The sequence below is a fragment of the Dactylosporangium sp. NPDC005572 genome (assembly GCF_040605515.1).
GTDB lineage: Bacteria > Actinomycetota > Actinomycetes > Mycobacteriales > Micromonosporaceae > Dactylosporangium.
In genome coordinates this window covers 1-17723 of the sequence record NZ_JBEXCY010000132.1, presented here as the reverse complement: position 1 = coordinate 17723, position 17723 = coordinate 1, and the positions used below count along the sequence as shown (strand labels likewise).

Sequence of the window (17723 nt, the reverse complement as noted above, 5' to 3'; positions counted from 1 at the left end):
CACGCCGCGGATAGGCAATAGCATCGATGGGTGCTTCACGGAGGGCCGATGCGTCCGAGCATCAGCCCTCCGCTGTGCGCTGTCAGGCGTCGTCGAGACCAATTCGACGAACCTGTGTGAAGGTTCGCGGCACGACGATGTGCCGTGTGCCTCTAGGGACGATCTATGCAATGACGACCGTTAGTGGGCGGTATCGAAGCCGCCCTGTTTCGTGCCGTCCACAAACGATTCCCACGCTGTCGGCGTGAATCGCAACGCCGGGCCGTCCGGATTCTTGCTGTCGCGGACGGCGACGGCTGCGTCGAGCATTGCCACCTCGACGCAGTTGCTGCCGCCGTTGCCGTTGCTGCGGCTGCTTTTGCGCCAGGCGGTGTCGCTGAGTTGCGCAGACATGATCGCACCTCCTTTCCTGGAGACTTGCCAGTTACCCGTCGAGCAGCCCCTGGATCATGCCGACCGACGAGGAGTGGCTGAGTGCCTTCGTGCTCAAGCGCTCGAACTCGTCCCGGTAACGCGTGACCTCTGCAGGCTGCTCCTCGTAGTAGTCCCCGGCAAGTCCTTCCAGGTAGACGACGTCCAAGTGGGCGACGTCATCGAACTCCAGCAGGGCCATCGACCCGCCCATCAGGGCGTGTTCACCGGCACCAAAGGGCAGAATCTGCACGTTCACGTTCGGCCTGGCCGCGGCTGTGATAATCCGCTGCCACTGCTCCCGCATGACCTGCTCGCCGCCCACCGTGCGGCGCACCACCGACTCGTCGATGATCGCCCACAGCGTCAGCTTCGGGTCCGTGACCAGGCGTTCCTGCCGCTGCAGCCGCAGCGCGACGCGGCGGTCGATCGACTGTTGCGGGTCGTTGCGCCGGCCGGTGCCCATGAGGGCCCGCATGTAGGCCTCGGTCTGCAGCAGGCCGGGCAGGACGATCGGCTCCCAGACCTTCGCCGTGGAGGCGTCCGCCTCCATGCCGACGAAGTTGCCCGGGCGCATGACGTCCTTGTAGTCGGTCCACCAGCCGCGCTGGCGGGCCAGCCGGGCCAGCGTGAGCAGCGCCTCCCGGTAGGTGGCGTCCGCGACGCCGTAGAGCGAGAGCAGGTCGCTGACGTCCCGTGGGGTGACCGGGACGCGGGCGTTCTCGATGCGCGTGACCTTCGCCGAGTGCCACTCGAAGTGGCGGGACACGAACTCCTGCGTGAGCCCGGCGTCCTCCCGGCATTTCTTCAGCTCCGCGGCCAGTCGCCGGCGACGGAGTGTGGGGCCTTCGTCGACCGCCACCGTCGCCTCCCCCGGTTTCCGCGTGGTGTCAATCTGCACGCCCTTGATCCTATGCAATTTGGATTTGAGTGAGACCCCGAGTCTAGTACTCGTTGCGCTACACGCAGTGCTTGATACATGATGCTGAAGACATCGAGGACCGTACCCCCGGTCTTACTTTTCGTGATCTCCTTTCGCCGACGTGCTCAAAGGAGTGTGGTCGCGATGCTTGCCAACAGCTATTACTTGATCGCGCACGACGACCGGACGGGCCGCTCACGCCTGCATCCACGGGCGACCGGCCTCGGCCTGGCGGCCGGGCTGCTGGGTGAGCTGATGCTGTACGGCCGCCTCCGTGCCATGACGGGAGACCTCTACGTCGTCAGCCACGAACCGCCGGGGGACTCGCTCTCCCACAGCCTGCTCGACCTGCTCGTCGCCCAGCCGCAGCACCGGGAGATCCGCACCTGGCTCGCGTACCTGTCCCAGGACGCGACCGACCAGGTCGGGGAGCGGCTGCTGCGGGCCGGGATCGTCGAACCGGTGAAACGGCGCAAGCTGCTCAGCGCCGAGACGCTCTACATGCCCATGACCCCAGACCAGCGCAACGCGGCGGCCTGGGAGTCGATCCGGCTGGCCGAGGCGATGAGCCGGCGCCGGTCGATGAACCTCACCGACCGGGTCCTCACCGCGCTCGTGGTGGCGACCGGCCTGACCCGTTACGTCTTCTTCAGCCCCCAGCAGCAGCGCGACTGCATGCAGAACATGCCGAACATCATGGCGTCGCTGCCCGACGACCTGGTCCAGCTCGTCCAGTACACCGAGGCGGCGGTGGGCTCGGCGCTCGCGGCCGGCCGCCGGTGACGGCGACGGTGGGCCGTCACCACCTCCGGCGCGGCGACTCCAGCAAGAGGAGACCGAACATGGCTCGTACCCCGACCACCGGGCCCGACATCGTGGCCCGGGGGCTCGCCCGCAACCGGCTGGGCGTGCCATCGGTGGTGTTCTTCGGCGTCGCGGGAGCGGCGCCGCTGACGGTGATCCTCGGCGCCATCTCGACGATCTACTCGGTCGTCGGCAACACGGCGGTGCCGCTGGTGTACTTCGTGGCGGCACTGATCTTGTCCGTGTTCACGGTCGGGTTCGTCGCCATGAGCCGGCACATCGTCAACTCCGGCGCCTTCTACTCGTACATCAGCCACGGGCTCGGCCGGGTCACCGGCGTGTCCGCGGCGTTCGTCGCGCTGCCGGCCTACGCGGCGATGCAGATCGGCCTGCTCGGCCTGTTCGGCGTGGTCGCCTCCGGCATCCTCGCCGAGTTCGGTGTGAAGGCGAGCTGGTTCGTCTGCGCGCTCGTCGGCTGGTTCCTGGTCGCCGTGCTCGGCATGCTCTGGGTCGACATGTCCGGCAAGGTCCTCGCGGTGCTGCTCACCGCGGAGATCACCATCGTGCTCATCTACGACGCCGTGATGATCGCCAACCCGGGCGAGGGCAAGGTGGCCTTCGAGAGCCTGGCGCCGCAGCAGCTGCTGAGCACGGAGGTGGTGGCGATGCTCGTGCTCGCCATCGCGGGCTTCGTCGGCTTCGAGGCGACCGTCGTGCTCTCCGAGGAGGCCAAGGACCCGAAGCGCACGATCGCCCGGGCGACGCACTGGGCGGTGCTGCTGCCCGGCCTGCTGTGCGGCGTCTCGGCGTGGGCGATGTCGGTCGGGGCCGGGCCGGGCCGGATCGTGCAGGCCGCTCAGGACCAGAAGACCAACCTGGTCTTCAACCTCGTCGGCGCGCACGTGCCCGAGGTGCTCGTCAGCATCGGCTACGTGCTGTTCCTCACCAGCGTGTTCGCCGCCATGCTCGCGTTCCATGCGGCCGTGGCCCGCTACCAGTTCGCCCTCGGCCGCGAGCGGGTGCTGCCCCGCCCGTGGGGCTACGCGCACCCGCGCACGGGCGCGCCGCTGCTCGGCTCGATCACCCAGAGCGTGCTCGCGGTCGGCGTGCTGGTGGTGTACTTCGTCACCAAGACGGACCCGGAGCTCTATCTGTTCGCGTGGGGCACCGTGGTCGGCGGCCTCGGTGTGCTCATCCTGATGTGGGGCGCGTCCGCTGCGGTCATCGCGTTCTTCCTGCGCCACCGGCGCCGGGAGAATGTGTGGCGCGCCCAGATCGCCCCGCTGCTCGCCTTCCTCCTGCTCAGCGTGGTGCTCGCGGCCACCGTGATCGGCCTCGGCGACCTGCTGCAGGTCGGCCCCGAGTCGCCCTTCCGCTGGATCTTCCCGACCGCGTACGCCATCTTCGCCCTGTTCGGCCTCGGCTGGGGCGTGATCATGCGCGGCCTCCGGCCGATGGACTACGCCGGCATCGGACGCGGCGCGGAGGGCCGGATCGTGGCCGACATCCCGGTCCAGCGCGCTGCCCACTCGACGGCGCTCAGCGCGAACGTGGCCCACCACGCCTGAGGACCGTTCTGCCGTGCGCTCGCAGACTACTTCGAAAAGAGGACTTTCATGACGCATGCCATCCAGGACGTCGTGGTCCGCGACATCGATCCGGTGGACACCGACGAGATCGCGGCCGTGCTCGCCGTGGCCATGAGCGACGGGCCGGTCGCCCGCTGGCTCATGCCCGACGCGACCGTGCGCGGCGCGTGCAGCCCCGACTACTTCGCCATCTTCGCCGAGCACGCGGTGCGCTTCGGCGAGGTCTACGCCACCGTCGACCCGATCGACGGGCAGCTCTCGGGCGTCGCCCTGTGGTTCCCGCTCACCCGGATGATCCCGCCGCCGCACGACTACGACCGGCGGCTCAAGGAGGTCGCGGGCGCGGCCTTCGACCGGGCGTGCGAGCTCGACGCGGCGTTCGAGGCGCACCATCCGGTCGTGCCGCACCACTATCTCGCGTTCCTCGCGGTGCGGCCCGACCGGCAGAACCTCGGCATCGGCAGCTCGATGCTCGCGCGCCACCATGCGCGCCTCGACCGCGCGGGCCTGCCGGCCTACCTGGAGTCGACCGACCCGCGCAACCGCGAGCTGTACCTGCGTCACGGCTACGTGAGCCGGGCGCCGATCACGCTGCCGGACGGTCCGCCCGTCTGGCCGATGTGGCGGGAGCCGTACCGCTGAGGCCGCTACGCGGCTGAGGGGAAGTCGTAGAGCCAGTACTGCTGCTCGTCGATGCGCTCCGCGCGCACGTCGCCGGACAGCCGGTGGAGCATGAGCCGCACCACGCGGGACATGTGGCGGACCTCGTCGGTGCGGTTGCAGAAGTCCAGCGCGATGAGGCCGTTCTGCCCCGCCGCGGTGAAGTACATCGCCGAGACCAGCTCGCCGAACGCCGTCGCCGCCCGGCCGTCCTGCTGGGTGGCGACGAACCCGCAGTACCAGATCCGCTGTTCGGCGTAGTGGGCCGGCCAGCGGCGCTCGAAGTACTGCGGGGAGATCAACGGGACCGCGTCGAGCTGGTTGGTGTAGATGGACATGCCCCGGAGCGCGTCGTCGAGGTCGAGGCAGAGGTACTTCTGGATCCGTGGGTCGCCCATGACCTCGTCGAACTCGCCGCGGTACATGAGGTGGCGCTGCACCGCGAGGGCGTTGAGCTCTTTGAATGCATCCGAGTACAGCGTCCACGCCTCTTCGCGGAGATCGCCTTGCACTAGATCGACAATCTTGACGTTCATGTCCTGGTACTCCGATCGCCGTCGGCAGGGCAGCCTGGGTCTGTCGTGTACTCGATCAACTTCTTTCGATCGATGGTGTATTGACGGTAATACAAAAGTCACCCTGCGCAATATAGGGTGTCGTCTACATCATTGGTGGAGGGGTCGTGGACCATCGCCTCCGGACGCCGGAGCTACTCATTGATCTCGATGCCGTTACCCAGGCCTACCAGGCGTTGACCTCGGAATTGCCCGGTCTGACGGTGCACTACGCGATGAAGTGCAACCCCCATCCGGAGATCCTCGGCCGCCTGCTGTCGCTGGGCTGCCGCTTCGAGATCGCCAGCGCGGCCGAACTGGAGGACCTGCGCCGGGTCGGCGCCGACCCGGCCGGCGTGCTCTACAGCAATCCGGTCAAACCGGTCGCGCACATCGCCGCCGCGCACGCGGCCGGCGTGTGGCGGTTCGCGTTCGACGGGGAGGAGGAGCTGGACAAGCTCGCCACGGCCGCGCCCGGCGCGGCGGTGCTGGTCCGGCTGGCCGCGCACCAGATCCGCAGCGGGGTGCCCAGCGAGGGCAAGTTCGGCGTCGACGCCGACACCGCCGCGGCGCTGCTGCTCGCCGCGCGGGACCGGGGCCTGCGGCCGTACGGGGTGGCCTTCCACGTCGGCTCGCAGATGCTGCTCGCCCACGCGTGGCGGGCGCCGCTGCGGGCGGTCGCACGCGTGATGGACAGGTTGGCCGGGGAAGGCGTGTTCTTGCAGATGGTGAACCTCGGCGGCGGCTTCCCGGCCCGCTACTCCGCCGAGCGGCTCCCGCCGCTGTCGGACTACGCCGCCGCGATCGGCATCGGGCTCGCCGGGCTGCCCTACCCGGTGGAGACTGTGATCGAGCCGGGCCGGGCCGTCGTCGCCGAGGCCGGCACCCTGCGGGCCACCGTGATCGGCACCGCCGTGCGGCACGGCCGGCGCTGGGCGCACCTCGACGTCGGCGCCTTCAACGGGCTGATGGAGAGCCTGGAGACCGGCAACGAGCTGCGCTTCCCCGTCACCGACTCGCGGGCCGACGCCCGCCGCGAGCGGTTCCACCTCACCGGGCCGACGTGCGACAGCCAGGACACCATCATGTTCGACGTCGAACTGTCGGCCGGGCTGCGGGCCGGCGACGAGGTGCACCTCGGCTGCGCCGGCGCCTACACGACCGTCTATGCCTCGCGTTTCAACGGATTCGATCCCCCAACGGTCCGTTGTGTTTCTGGTGTGGCTCTTGAAACCAGTGGTGACGCTGCGTACTCTCGCTGATGCGTACAGTCGCGGGGTCCCGACCGACATCCCGGAGGAACCGTGTCTTCCCTTCGTCGCGTCCTCAGTCTGATATCGGCCCTCATCGCGTTGATCCCGGCGGCTGTGGTGGCGAACGCGGCCGCCGCGTTCGCCGTGGATCCGGCGACCGCCTCGAGCGGCTACGCCGCCGTCATCCGCCGCACCGCACACGGCGTGCCGCACGTCCTGGCCGCCAACCTCGGCAGCGCCGCGTTCGGCCAGGCCTGGGCCTACGCCGAGGACCGCTTCTGCGACCTCGCCGACCAGGTGGTCAAGGTCCGCAGCGAGCGGTCCCGCTGGTTCGGCCCCGGCCCCGACGGCGCCAACCTCGCCAGCGACTTCGCCTACCAGTCGCTCGGCGTCGTGGCCCGGGCCCAGGAGCAGCTGACCCGGCTGACCGCCGAGGAGCGCGACGTGCTCAACGGCTACGTGCGCGGCTTCAACGCGTTCCTCGCCGCCACCGGCGCCGCCCGCGTGCCCGGCTGGTGCGCCGGCCAGCCGTGGATCGGCCCGATCACCGCCGTCGACGTCCTGGCCTACCAGCGCGACATCGCGCTGCTCGCCAGCGGCAACGGGCTCGTCGGCCCGATCGCCCTCGCCGAGCCGCCGGGCAGCGCCGCCGCGGCCCTCGACATCGCGCCGTCCGTCACCGTCGACGGCCTGCGCACCATCACCGGCGAGCAGCCGCTGTCGAGCAACGGCTGGGCGATCGGCGCCGACCGCTCGCAGACCGGCAAGGGCATGCTCGTCGGCAACCCGCACTTCCCCTGGGAGGGCGAGCTCAAGTTCTGGGAGTCGCAGGTCACCGTGCCCGGCGTGGTCAACGTCTACGGCGCCAGCCTCGGCGGCATCCCCGGCGTGCAGATCGGCTTCACCGACAAGGTCGCCTGGACCCACACCGTCGCCGACGGCGCCCGGTTCACCTTCTACTCCGTCGACCTGGTGCCCGGCGCGCCGACCCGCTACTACGTCGACGGCGTCGCCGAGGCGATGACCGGCAAGACCGTCACCGTCAAGGTCAAGCAGCCCGACGGCAGCCTCCAGAACGTCACCCGCACCATGTGGTCGACCCGCTACGGCCCGGTCCTCGACCTCTCGCCGATCGACCCGTCGCTCGGCTGGAGCGACACGACCGCGTTCACCTACCGCGACGCCAACATCGACAACGACCGGCTCCTGCGGGTCTGGCTCAACATGGCCAAGGCGACCGACGTCAACGGGCTCAAGGCGTCGATCGGCCGCGACCAGGGCATCCCGTGGGTGAACACGGTCGCGACCGACTCGAGCGGCAACGCGTGGTACACCGACTCCTCCCCGACCCCCAACCTGTCGGCGTCGGCCCTCGCCGAGTGGGCGTCGAACCCGCTGCACCTGCTCAACGGCAGCGACAGCCGCAACGCCTGGGTGGCCGTGGCGGGCGCCCGATCACCCGGCCTCATCCCGTTCGCTCAGCAGCCCCAGCTGCTGCGCCGCGACTACGTCTTCAACTCCAACGACAGCCACTGGGTGCCCAACGCCGGCAAGTTCCTCACCGGGTTCTCGCCGCTGCAGGGCGCCGAGGGCGCGCCGCTCACCGCCCGCAGCCGGCAGAACCTGAAGCTGATCGGCAGCGTCGCCCGGTTCGACCTGGCCACCCTCGGCACCACGATCCTGACCGGCGACTCGCTCACCGCGTCCGAGCTCACCGGCTACACGGTCAACGCCTGCCGGGCCCAGGGCACCCGGCCGGTCGTCGTCGACGGCGTCTCCGTCGACGTGAGCGCCGGCTGCACCGCCCTGGCCAACTGGGACCGGAAGTTCGACCCGGCCAGCCGCGGCGCGGTCCTGTGGCGCGAGACGATCGGGGCCGTCCTCGGGCAGTACCCCGACGGGCTCACCGCCGCCGGCCCGCTCTTCGGTGTCGCGTTCAACCCGGCCGACCCGGGGCGCACCCCGCGCGGCACCCCGGCGTCGCCGACCCCGCTGCTGCAGGGCCTGGCCCGCGCGGTGCTGCGGGTGCGGGCCGCCGGATTCGCGCTCAACGTGCCGCTCTCCACGGTGCAGTACACCGTGAAGGGCGGCCAGAAGATCCCGGTTCCCGGGTCGACCGAGCTCGTCGGCATCGCCACCATGGCCCAGTACTCACCGGCGCCGGGGGCGTCCCTGGAGCCGTTCATGGACCCGGGCACCTTCGCCGAGGGCAGCGAGCTCACCGACAAGGGCTACGTGGTGAACTACGGCACCAGCTTCCTGCTCACGCTGGCCTACACCGCGTCCGGGCCGTCGGCCAAGTGCATCCTCACCTACAGCCAGTCGACGAACCCGGCGTCGCCGTTCTTCGCCGACCAGACCCGGATGTTCACGAACAAGCAGCTGCGCGACTGCCGCTACTCCGAGGCGTCGATCGGCGCCGACCCGGCCCTGACCGTGAAGGCGGTGTGGGGCTGACCCTCAGGTGCTCGTCGCGGTCACCGCGATCGTCGTGTACGGCAGCGTGAACCCGCCGCCCATCGCGTCGATCGCGGTGCCGACCGCCACCAGGAGCCCGGCCAGGGCCTCGGCGGGCAGCCGGGTCAGCGCGCCCGACGTGGGCAGCTGGTCCAGCCACTCGTCCCGGGTGTAGGTCCGCTCCCACGCGAAGCGCCACTCCTCGGGCGCGCCGAAGCCGCCCGTGGCCCGCAGGCCGTCGGCGGTCCGGTCGAGGATCGGCCGGTACGGGTCGGGGCCCTGGGCGGCGGCGCCCCGCGGGTCGAACGGCGCGTCCGGTACCGCCGCCCGGAATGCCTCCGCGAACGCGTCGGCGACGGCCGCCGGCGCCTGGAACGTGTGCCAGAACGCGGCGAACCGGCCACCGGGCCGCAGCACCCCGGCCGCCTTGATGGCGCCGGCGACCGGCTCGATCCAGTGCCACGCGGTGCCGGCCACGACCGCGTCGAACGTGCGGCCGGCCGGCGCCCAGTCCTCGAACGTCGCCACCTCGACGTCCACCCCCGTCCGCCGGGCGACGGCGGCCATCCGCTCGTCGGGCTCGACGCCGAGCACCGCGCAGCCGGCCTGCCGCAGCTGCCGGGCCACCGTGCCGGTGCCGCACCCGACGTCGAGCACCCCGGTCGCGGCGATCCTGGTGATGAGCTCGTCCGGGTACGCCGGGCGGGTGCGGTCGTAGCGCTCGGCGTCGACCCCGAACGACTCCGCCATCTGCCGGGCCTCATGCGGTTGAGTGACCATGCGCCCACTCTAAACGGGCACGCGCCCACTCTGTCAACGTTAGGCTGTCGTCCGTGCCCACCGGAGTAGCGCTGCGCGACGCCCGGCAGCAGCTGTTCGCCGCCGCCGAACGGATCCTGCTGCGGGCCGGGCCGGCCGCGCTGACCAGCCGCTCGGTGACCACGGAGGCGGGCGTCGCCAAGGGCGTGCTGCACCGGCACTTCGCCGACTTCGACGACTTTCTCGCCGAGTTCGTCCTCGACACGGTGGCCCGGATGGACCCGCGCGTCGCGGAGCTGCCCGCGGCGGCCGGCACGGGGACCGTCGCCGGCAACCTCACCGCGGCCCTGACCGCGCTGTTCGAGTCGGTGGCCGTGGCGCTCGTGCCGCTGGTCATCGCCCGCGACGAGCTGCGGGCCCGGCTGCGCGAGACCTGGCCGGCCGGCGTGCCGGTGCTGACCGACGCGGCCCGGCTGCTCGGCGCCTACCTCACCGCGGAGCGCGAGCTGGGCCGGCTGTCCGCGGGCGCCGACACGCAGACCCTCGCGGCGATGCTCATCGGCACCTGCCACCTGCAGTACACGGGCCGCGACAACACCCCGCCCCCGCCCGGCGACGTCGCCCGCGTCGTGGCGAGCGTCCTGGCCGGCGCCGTCCCCTAGGCTGCGTCAGCCGTTCAGCGCCGTGTTCCGGGCCACGACGTAGAGCACGTCGCCCCGCTCGTCCTTGCCGAACGGGTTCCAGGGCTCGCCGTCGCCGAGGTACGGATGAATCTCCTCGATGACCATGCGCAGCCGCTCGCGGTCGTCGGCGAAGAAGTACGCGGCCGCCTCGGCGTGGCGCGGCCCGATCAGGCGCGGCCCGCGCCCCTGCCGCCATCGCGTGGTGCCGGCGACGATCTCGTCGTGGACGTCGTCGCGCTCGAAGTACCGCCGCAGCGCGACGAGCGTCCGCCGGTTCCACGCGCCCGGCCCGCGGATCGTGCGCCGCGCGAACTCGACGTGCGCCTCGGCCGGCAGGGCGCAGGCCGCCGCCCCCGACGGGGCGGTCTCGGCGGCCAGCCGGGCGACGGCGAACCGCTCCCGGTCGGACCCGGCGAAGCGTAGCGCCGCCCGCTGCCCCGCGTAGCTGTGCGGGTCGCGCCGCTTGACCTCGCGCAGCGCCGCGGCGACGCCGGTCCGGTCGGGCAGCAGCCGTTGCAGCTCGACCCACGGACACGGGTCGTGGGGCGCGAGCGCGGCGGCCCGCCGCAGCGTCTCCTCGGCGCCCGGCTGGCCGCGGCGGGCCTGGGCCGCGCCGTCGACGAGGACCGCCGCCGGATCGCCGGGCGCCTCGGCCAGCCACGCGTCGAGCCAGCCGCGGTCCTCGGCCGCGACCCCCGCGAGCTCCTGGACCCGCACCCCGCGCTGCTCCCAGTCGCTGCCGGCGAGCACGTCCCGCGCGGCGAGCCAGTCACCCTGCGCGGCACGGTCGCGGGCGTCCCGCCCCGCCAGGTCGTCGTAGGCGGGGTCGCGGTCCAGCACCGGCCACTCCATGGCCGGGCGGCGGCGAAGGCGGAACATGCCGCGATCATAAAAGTTCGCCCCGGCCTCCCCTGTAGAGGGATGCCGGGGCGAACGAGGTATGCGATGGCGGGGTGGGTGGTCAGCGCCGTGGCGACATTGGCAATCACTACCATTGACGCAGTGTTGTTGTGACCCCGATCTGGAATCGGAGGGGCTGTGCGCCGGGCCTGACGCAGTCCCGCCATCTACCTCAAGTCAACCGCGGCCGAGCCGTCCGGTCAACGCATTTTCGTTGCGGCCACTCGGTTTCACGCGGTGCGAGCTACGCTACGCGGCGAGCGCGAACAGCGACGCGTACACCAGCCGTCGCCCGTCGGTCACGATCTGCCCACCGGCGCGATCACCGAGCACAGTGGACAGTCGCAGGTCGAGATACCGCTCCTCCTCGACCGGCTCCCCGAGCTGCCACGCGGCGCCGGCCAGCCACTCGCGCACCTCGGCGGCGACGGCCCGCCGCCGCTCGGCCAGCGCACCGCGCAGCCCGGCCAGCCCGTCCACGGCGAACGGCCCGCCGTCCGCCTCCGCCTCGTCCGCCGCGAACCACGCCGCCGGCCCGTAGGCGAAGCAGACCAGCGCCATCCACACCTCCGCGAAGTACACCGGATCGGGCGCGATCTCCACCCCGACCAGCCGCTCCCCGAGGAAGAACACGGCACCGAGCTGCCCGTCGAGCAGCTCGAGGCGGCTCTGGTACTGCGTGAGGCCAGCCCGCCGCCGGGTCAGCACCTGCTCGAGGTGCCCCCGTCGCGGCAGCCCGTGCCGCCCGTTGAACCGCGAGATGTCGTCCCACAGCTTGCTGTACCGGTTCGTCCCACGCAGCGCGAGGGCCTCCCCGCGCAGCTCCACGGGCAGGACGAAGAACCACTGGTCCCGCCCGGCCAGGTAGCCGCCCTGCGACTCCTGCACGCAGCAGGCGTCGTCGAACCGCAACGTCTGCCCGGCCGCGATGAACGCCGACCGGCACAGCGCATGGTTCTGCGCCGAGTCCTGGATGTACCCCACATGCAGCGGCACGATCGCCACCCCCGCCGGGGCCGGGTTGGTGAGCTCGACGGACCCGTAGGTGACGACCCGCCCGAGCTTCAGCCCGGTGCGAGGCGGCACGATCCCCGGATACGCCGGCCCGAACACGGGCACCACGGTCAGCACCCCGGCCCGCTGCGGCTGCCCCAGCCGGTACCCGGAAACATCCGCCGGCACCAGGTCAAGCACGCTCATCGTGGCCCTCCTCCCAGCTCTCGCTCAGTCATCACCGCTCCGCCTCGCTGTCGCCGCCCTGCCCGTCGCCTGCCCTGCCGGTCGCGGCCCTGCCGTCGCCTTCCCGGCCCGCGCCTCCCTGGCCGGCGCCTTCCTGGCTCGCGTCGGTCGGCGGCCGACCGGTGTCTGCGGCCTCGGCCAGCGACCGCTCGGCCAGCGCCAGCCGGCGCCGCAGCTCGACGCCGATCCACCGCTCGGCCTCCGCACCGTCCACATGGGACAGGACCCAGAGCACGAGCGCCCCGAGGTCGTCGGAGTGCCAGAACGCACGCTGCGGCACCCGCGGCGCGGGCCGCCGCAGCGACAGGTCATCGGCATGCCCGAACGTCGCCTGGCAGAACACCACGGGCGTCCGCACCCCGATCGCCGGCAGGGTCGCCACGACCCGGGCCAGATCACCGGGGTACACGTTCTCGTACCCGTCCGACGCCACCGCGATCACGTCAGCCCCCACCGCAACGGCATCGAGCACCCCGGACGCCAGATCGGTGGCCCCACCCGGCAGTCCGACGACGTCCGCCGGCGCGCCGGGCGCTCCGCCGACCGGGACCACCACGAGCCGGGCGCACACCCGCTCCAGCACCAGCCGGAACGCCTCCGCCTGCGAAGCCACGGCCCACTCCCGTTCACCGTACCCACGCATCGAGGCCGACCGGTCCAGCACCAGCGCGACCGTGCCCGCATAGCGGGGCAGGCCGTCGGTGGCCTCGCCGACATACCGCTCCAGGGCCGGTGTCAGCTCCTCGCTCGGGCCGCCCCGGAACCGGTGCACGAGCGTCGCGGCCAGGTCGCCGCGGTTCGTCGCCGTCACCGTCTCCGGTCGCTCGCCGGCCAGGTCGAGGTCGGCCTCCACCGCCGGCGGCGCCGCGATCTCGGTCGTGGCCACGGGCGAGTACAGTGCACCGACCCGCTGCGGCGCCGCCCCGAACCGGGCCAGCGCGTGCCGGACCGGCCGCCCCTCGGCCAGCTGTCGCGCACAGGCGCGCGCGGTCCGCTTGCCGACGGCGTGCTCGAAGCAGTCCACCGCAACCCCGCGCCGGGCCCGGACCAGCTCCGCGGCCCGCGGGTGCTCCAGCAGGAGCGCGAGCGCGGTCCGCGTCACGTGCCGGTGGTTGGCCCGCCGGCGCCGCACCGCGAGCAGCACGGTCAGCACGTCGGCCGGCGCCAGCCCGAGCGCGAGCACCCGGCACACCCGCGTCAGCGTGCTCCGGGCCGGCGCGTCGAGCCCGGCCCACGAGGCGAGCAGCAGCTGCAGCAGCACCCGGACCCGCTGCGCGGCCGGCATCCCCGGAATGAGGGCCGCCAGCGCGTACCGCTGCGGATCCGCGCCCCAGGCCTCGGCGTGCAGACGCTCGTCGTCCCACACCACATCCTTGCCGCGCGGCACCCGCACCGCGGTCCCGTGCGACTGCAGATGCTCCAAGAACTGTGCGGTCACGGTCCCCCTCCTCTCCACAATCAGGGAGAGTAGGAGCCGGATATTCAGTGGCTCGAATCATTTTCGATGTGCTGGGCCGCCCACCCTCGGCAGTCGGGGGTGCCGCGGGCGTCGCGGCGGCGAGGCGGGCCCGGCGGGCGTCCGCCGCCGCCATCGCCGCCTCCACGTCGCGCTGGCGGGCCTCCAGGTCCAGCCGGGCCAGCCGCATCGCGTGCCGCTCGTCCAGACCGTGCCGGCGGGACGTCCCGAACTCCACCCGCACCGACCGCCGGGCCGCCTGCCGCCTGCGCCAGTCCGCCCGGGATGCGGCGAAGCGAGCGTCCCAATCCACCAGTCCCTCAACCATGCCCCGACCCTAGACCGGGGGTACGACAGAATCCTCCCGGGATCCACAATGGACACAGCGCCGATTTTGACGAAATCTTCACGGCCGGGGTCGGGTGTGCGGCACTACCGTCGAGGGATGCGGCGGATCGTGGTCGGTGTCTCGCAGTCGTTGGCCGGGCTGGCGGCCATCAGGTACGGGCTAGGGGAGGCCCGGCGGATCGGCGCGCCGCTCTACGCGGTGCGCGCCTTCGCCTTCCCGGCGCACTGGCGCGGGCCGGCCGTGACCGAGTGGCAGCGGGAGCTGCGGGCCGAGGCGCAGCGGTACGTGGTCGACGCGTTCGCCAGCGCGGCCGGTGGGGCGCCGGACGACGTCGAGGTGCTCGTCGCCGCGCCGGTCGGGCGGGCCGATCACGTGCTGCTCGACCTGGCCGGCGACGACGACCTGCTCGTGCTCGGGGCGGCCGGGCGCAGCTGGGTGGTGCGGGCCTGCACTCGGGCCGCGCGCTGCCCCGTCGTCGTGGTGCCGCAGCCCGAGCTCGCCCGGCGCCGACCCTACCGGATGCTGCGCCGGGAGCTCAGCAAGCACTGACCGCGTCAAGACGGCGTCAAGAAGCGTCAGGGCCGCGTAGGGATTTCGTCAACGCACCTGGGCGGCCGCACGCGGCGCGCCTTCACTTGCACCGGGGCCGGACGGAAGGCCCGGGAACACGCAAGGAGCGGGGTGCGGGATGAGCGCGGTGGGCGCCGTAGCCGGGTGGGTGACGAGCGACCGCGGGCCTCGCGCGGCCGCTGCTCGCCGGTTTCCCGATCAACGAGCTGGGCATGCTCAGCGGGCACGGGCCGAGCGCCGCGCCGCGCCTCGCCGTGCTCGCGGGCGCCGCGGCCGCCGGCCGGCCGCCCACGCCCCGGGACACGTCCATCACCGGCAGGAACTCGCCCGGACGCGAGCCCGGACGCGAGCGTGGGCGCGAGCGTGGCTGGCCGCCGACGGTCCCGTGCCCCTGCTGCCACTCAAGACCAAGGAGGAGACCTCCCGTGGGTGACCTGGTGTTCGTACTGCTGACGATCGCGGCCTTCGCGCTCCTCGGCCTCGCGGTACGGGCGGTGGAGAAACTGTGAACGCCGAAAATCTCGTCGGTCTCGTGCTCGCGGTGGGCCTCACCGCGTTCCTCGTGGCCGCCCTGCTCTTCCCGGAGCGGTTCTGATGATCCCAGTAATCTTCATCGCCTCGCTGGTCCTCGCCCTGGTGGTGGTGTACCGCCCGTTCGGCGACTACATGTTCCGCGCGATCACGTCGACCCGGCACATGAGGGCCGAGCGTGTGGTCTACAAGGCGGTCGGTGTCAATCCGGACGGCGAGCAGTCGTGGGGTGTGTATGCCCGTAGCGTGCTGGCGTTCTCCGCGGTGTCGATTCTGTTCCTGTATCTGTTCCAGCGGGTGCAGAACCATCTGTGGCTGAGTCTGGGTTTCGATCCGGTGAAGCCTGACCAGGCGTGGAACACGGCGGTCAGTTTCGTGACGAACACGAACTGGCAGTCGTACTCCGGCGAGTCGACGATGGGTCACCTGGTCCAGATGGCCGGCCTGGCGGTGCAGAACTTCACCTCGGCGGCCGTCGGTGTCGCCGTCGCTGTCGCCCTGGTCCGCGGGTTCGTGCGCAGCAAGACCGACCAGCTGGGCAACTTCTGGGTCGACCTGGTGCGGATCTGCGTCCGGATCCTGCTGCCCGTCGCCGTCATCGGCGCGACCGTGCTCATCATCGGCGGCGCCGTCCAGAACCTCAGCGCGGGCACCGACATCACCACCCTCGCCGGCGCCACCCAGCACATCACCGGCGGGCCGGTGGCCAGCCAGGAGGTCATCAAGGAACTCGGTACGAACGGTGGTGGTTTCTACAACGCCAACAGTGCGCACCCGTTCGAGAACCCGACGAGCTGGACCAACTGGATCCAGCTGTTCCTGATCCTGCTCATCCCGTTCACCCTCCCGCGCGTGTTCGGCCGCATGGTCGGCGACAAGCGGCAGGGCCTGGCGATCGCCGGCATCATGGCGATCCTGGCGATCGGCAGTGTGGTGGCGATCAACGCGCTGCAGCTGCACGCGGGTGGGACGGTCCCGTCGGCGGTGGGTGCGGCGACGGAGGGCACGGAGGCCAGGTTCGGGGTGTCGAACTCGGCGACGTTCGGCGCGGTCACGACGCTGACGTCGACGGGTGCGGTGAACTCGTTCCACGACTCGTACACGGCGCTCGGTGGCATGGTCACGATGCTGAACATGATGCTGGGTGAGGTGGCGCCGGGTGGCACTGGATCCGGGTTGTACGGGATGTTGATCCTGGCGGTGATCACGGTGTTCGTGGCCGGGTTGATGGTGGGGCGGACGCCGGAGTACCTGGGGAAGAAGATCGGGGCGCGGGAGATCAAGTTCGCGTCGCTGTATCTGCTGACGACCCCGGCGCTCGTGCTGATCGGCGCCGCGGTGGCGATGGCCTCCGAAAAGGCCCGCTCCTCGATGCTGAACACCGGCGCTCACGGTCTGTCCGAGGTGCTGTACGCGTTCACGTCGGCGTCGAACAACAACGGGTCGGCGTTCGCCGGGATCAGTGTGAACACCGAGTTCTACAACACCGCCCTCGGCCTGTGCATGCTGCTGGGCCGGTTCCTCCCGATCATCTTCATCCTCGGCCTGGCCGGTTCCCTCGCCCGGCAGCAACCCGTGCCCGAGACCACCGGCACGCTCAAGACCTACCAGCCCCTGTTCGTCGGCATGGTGGTCGGCGTCACGATCGTCGTCGTCGCGCTGACCTACCTGCCCGCGCTGGCCCTCGGCCCCCTCGCGGAAGGCATCCAATGACCACCCCAGTGACGACCCGGCGGGTCGCCGGCGGACTCCTCGACCCGGCGCAGCTGTGGAAGTCCCTCCCCGACGCGCTGCGCAAGCTCAACCCGGCCACCCTGTGGCGCAACCCGGTCATGTTCATCGTCGAGGTCGGCTCGGTCTTCACCACCGTCCTCGCCGTCGCGAACCCGAGCGGGTTCGCCTGGGCGATCACCGTCTGGCTGTGGCTGACCGTGCTGTTCGCGAACCTGGCCGAGGCCGTCGCCGAGGGCCGGGGCAAGGCGCAGGCCGACACCCTGCGCAAGGCCAAGCGCGACACGATGGCCCGCCGGCTCAGGAACAACGAAGAGGAGAGCGTCCCCGCCGCCGAACTGCAGCGGGGCGACGTCGTGGTGGTCGAGGCCGGGCAGATCATCCCGGGCGACGGCGACGTCATCGAGGGCATCGCCTCCGTCGACGAGTCGGCGATCACCGGCGAGTCGGCGCCCGTCATCCGCGAGTCCGGCGGCGACCGCAGCGCCGTCACCGGCGGCACCAAGGTGCTCTCCGACCGGATCGTCGTGAAGATCACCCAGAAGCCCGGCGAGAGCTTCGTCGACCGGATGATCGCCCTGGTCGAGGGCGCCAACCGGCAGAAGACGCCGAACGAGATCGCGCTGAACATCCTCCTGGCCAGCCTCACCATCATCTTCCTGCTGGCCGTGGCGACGCTGCAGCCGCTCGCGATCTACTCCAAGGCCGTCCAGGCGTTCGCGCCCGACTCCGCGGCGCTCAACGCCGACGGCGTCACCGGCATCGTCCTCGTGTCGCTGCTGGTCTGCCTCATCCCGACAACGATCGGGGCGCTGCTGTCAGCGATCGGCATCGCCGGCATGGACCGCCTCGTCC

General features: G+C 71.5%; 18 protein-coding genes. 11 read left to right on the top strand and 7 right to left on the bottom strand.

Annotation, left to right across the window (positions count from 1 at the left end; genetic code table 11):
- Positions 1–180: 180 nt before the first annotated feature.
- Together ABZS66_RS41385 and ABZS66_RS41380 are read right to left on the bottom strand one after the other, a co-directional pair.
- Positions 181–393: a DUF397 domain-containing protein gene (locus ABZS66_RS41385; protein ID WP_354767700.1), complete on the bottom strand. Its 213-nt coding sequence runs from the start codon at positions 391–393 to the stop codon at positions 181–183.
- 31 nt (positions 394–424) lie between these two features.
- Positions 425–1312: a helix-turn-helix transcriptional regulator gene (locus ABZS66_RS41380; RefSeq protein ID WP_354767698.1), complete on the bottom strand. Its 888-nt coding sequence runs from the start codon at positions 1310–1312 to the stop codon at positions 425–427.
- 165 nt (positions 1313–1477) lie between these two features.
- Between ABZS66_RS41380 and ABZS66_RS41375 the strand changes: the two genes are divergently transcribed.
- The 3 genes from ABZS66_RS41375 to ABZS66_RS41365 are packed head-to-tail and all read left to right on the top strand — an operon-like array spanning position 1478 to position 4368.
- Positions 1478–2116 (top strand): GPP34 family phosphoprotein, encoded by a 639-nt coding sequence (locus ABZS66_RS41375; protein WP_354767696.1) that lies wholly within the window; start codon positions 1478–1480, stop codon positions 2114–2116.
- Between the two features lie 59 nt (positions 2117–2175).
- Positions 2176–3705, top strand: coding sequence for an APC family permease (locus tag ABZS66_RS41370; protein ID WP_354767694.1), 1530 nt, complete (start codon positions 2176–2178; stop codon positions 3703–3705).
- Between the two features lie 48 nt (positions 3706–3753).
- Entirely contained in the window at positions 3754–4368 is a 615-nt protein-coding gene (locus ABZS66_RS41365; protein WP_354767692.1) for a GNAT family N-acetyltransferase, read from the top strand.
- Between the two features lie 5 nt (positions 4369–4373).
- On the opposite strand, the gene ABZS66_RS41360 is transcribed toward ABZS66_RS41365, so the two are convergent.
- The gene (locus tag ABZS66_RS41360; RefSeq protein WP_354767690.1) at positions 4374–4922 is read right to left on the bottom strand and encodes a hypothetical protein; all 549 of its coding nucleotides are present in this window, start codon (positions 4920–4922) and stop codon (positions 4374–4376) included.
- Between the two features lie 146 nt (positions 4923–5068).
- Here ABZS66_RS41360 and ABZS66_RS41355 point away from each other — a divergent pair, with 146 nt between their 5' ends.
- On the top strand, positions 5069–6202 hold the full coding sequence (locus ABZS66_RS41355) for a type III PLP-dependent enzyme (RefSeq protein WP_354767688.1): 1134 nt from the start codon (positions 5069–5071) through the stop codon (positions 6200–6202).
- A 42-nt stretch (positions 6203–6244) separates the two neighbouring features.
- On the top strand, positions 6245–8650 hold the full coding sequence (locus tag ABZS66_RS41350) for a penicillin acylase family protein (protein WP_354767686.1): 2406 nt from the start codon (positions 6245–6247) through the stop codon (positions 8648–8650).
- Positions 8651–8653: 3 nt separating this feature from the next.
- Here ABZS66_RS41350 and ABZS66_RS41345 read toward each other — a convergent pair whose 3' ends face one another.
- A complete protein-coding gene (locus tag ABZS66_RS41345) occupies positions 8654–9430 on the bottom strand; it encodes a class I SAM-dependent methyltransferase (RefSeq protein WP_354767684.1) in 777 nt (258 codons plus the stop codon).
- Between the two features lie 53 nt (positions 9431–9483).
- Here ABZS66_RS41345 and ABZS66_RS41340 point away from each other — a divergent pair, with 53 nt between their 5' ends.
- The gene (locus ABZS66_RS41340) at positions 9484–10071 is read left to right on the top strand and encodes a TetR/AcrR family transcriptional regulator (protein ID WP_354767682.1); all 588 of its coding nucleotides are present in this window, start codon (positions 9484–9486) and stop codon (positions 10069–10071) included.
- A gap of 6 nt (positions 10072–10077) precedes the next feature.
- Here ABZS66_RS41340 and ABZS66_RS41335 read toward each other — a convergent pair whose 3' ends face one another.
- The 3 genes from ABZS66_RS41335 to ABZS66_RS41325 form a co-directional block, all read right to left on the bottom strand.
- Positions 10078–10971, bottom strand: a complete 894-nt coding sequence (locus tag ABZS66_RS41335; RefSeq protein WP_354767680.1) for a hypothetical protein — start codon at positions 10969–10971, stop codon at positions 10078–10080.
- Positions 10972–11241: 270 nt separating this feature from the next.
- Positions 11242–12192 (bottom strand): DUF6569 family protein, encoded by a 951-nt coding sequence (locus tag ABZS66_RS41330; protein ID WP_354767678.1) that lies wholly within the window; start codon positions 12190–12192, stop codon positions 11242–11244.
- Positions 12193–12223: 31 nt separating this feature from the next.
- Positions 12224–13669 (bottom strand): hypothetical protein, encoded by a 1446-nt coding sequence (locus ABZS66_RS41325; protein ID WP_354767676.1) that lies wholly within the window; start codon positions 13667–13669, stop codon positions 12224–12226.
- 463 nt (positions 13670–14132) lie between these two features.
- Between ABZS66_RS41325 and ABZS66_RS41320 the strand changes: the two genes are divergently transcribed.
- The 5 genes from ABZS66_RS41320 to ABZS66_RS41300 form a co-directional block, all read left to right on the top strand.
- Positions 14133–14585 (top strand): universal stress protein, encoded by a 453-nt coding sequence (locus tag ABZS66_RS41320; protein WP_354767674.1) that lies wholly within the window; start codon positions 14133–14135, stop codon positions 14583–14585.
- Positions 14586–14818: 233 nt separating this feature from the next.
- Positions 14819–15115, top strand: a complete 297-nt coding sequence (locus tag ABZS66_RS41315) for a hypothetical protein (protein ID WP_354767672.1) — start codon at positions 14819–14821, stop codon at positions 15113–15115.
- Complete coding sequence (kdpF, locus tag ABZS66_RS41310; protein WP_354767670.1) at positions 15112–15201, top strand: K(+)-transporting ATPase subunit F; 90 nt, start codon at positions 15112–15114, stop codon at positions 15199–15201. Before ABZS66_RS41315 ends, kdpF begins: the two co-directional genes overlap by 4 nt.
- On the top strand, positions 15201–16850 hold the full coding sequence (kdpA, locus tag ABZS66_RS41305; RefSeq protein WP_354767668.1) for a potassium-transporting ATPase subunit KdpA: 1650 nt from the start codon (positions 15201–15203) through the stop codon (positions 16848–16850). The genes kdpF and kdpA overlap by 1 nt, the downstream gene beginning before the upstream one ends.
- Positions 16847–17723, top strand: an 877-nt coding sequence (locus ABZS66_RS41300; protein WP_354767666.1) for an HAD-IC family P-type ATPase, incomplete at its 3' end; no start/stop codon positions are given. The genes kdpA and ABZS66_RS41300, both read left to right, overlap by 4 nt.

Excerpts from the sequence above, each read along its gene's own strand:
- ABZS66_RS41385 (WP_354767700.1), bottom strand. The coding sequence starts at position 393 with ATGTCTGCGCAACTCAGCGACACCGCCTGGCGCAAAAGCAGCCGCAGC.
- ABZS66_RS41375 (WP_354767696.1), top strand. The coding sequence starts at position 1,478 with ATGCTTGCCAACAGCTATTACTTGATCGCGCACGACGACCGGACGGGC.
- ABZS66_RS41370 (WP_354767694.1), top strand. The coding sequence starts at position 2,176 with ATGGCTCGTACCCCGACCACCGGGCCCGACATCGTGGCCCGGGGGCTC.
- ABZS66_RS41365 (WP_354767692.1), top strand. The coding sequence starts at position 3,754 with ATGACGCATGCCATCCAGGACGTCGTGGTCCGCGACATCGATCCGGTG.
- ABZS66_RS41360 (WP_354767690.1), bottom strand. The coding sequence starts at position 4,922 with ATGAACGTCAAGATTGTCGATCTAGTGCAAGGCGATCTCCGCGAAGAG.
- ABZS66_RS41345 (WP_354767684.1), bottom strand. The coding sequence starts at position 9,430 with ATGGTCACTCAACCGCATGAGGCCCGGCAGATGGCGGAGTCGTTCGGG.
- ABZS66_RS41335 (WP_354767680.1), bottom strand. The coding sequence starts at position 10,971 with ATGTTCCGCCTTCGCCGCCGCCCGGCCATGGAGTGGCCGGTGCTGGAC.
- ABZS66_RS41330 (WP_354767678.1), bottom strand. The coding sequence starts at position 12,192 with ATGAGCGTGCTTGACCTGGTGCCGGCGGATGTTTCCGGGTACCGGCTG.
- ABZS66_RS41320 (WP_354767674.1), top strand. The coding sequence starts at position 14,133 with ATGCGGCGGATCGTGGTCGGTGTCTCGCAGTCGTTGGCCGGGCTGGCG.
- ABZS66_RS41315 (WP_354767672.1), top strand. The coding sequence starts at position 14,819 with ATGCTCAGCGGGCACGGGCCGAGCGCCGCGCCGCGCCTCGCCGTGCTC.
- kdpA (WP_354767668.1), top strand. The coding sequence starts at position 15,201 with ATGATCCCAGTAATCTTCATCGCCTCGCTGGTCCTCGCCCTGGTGGTG.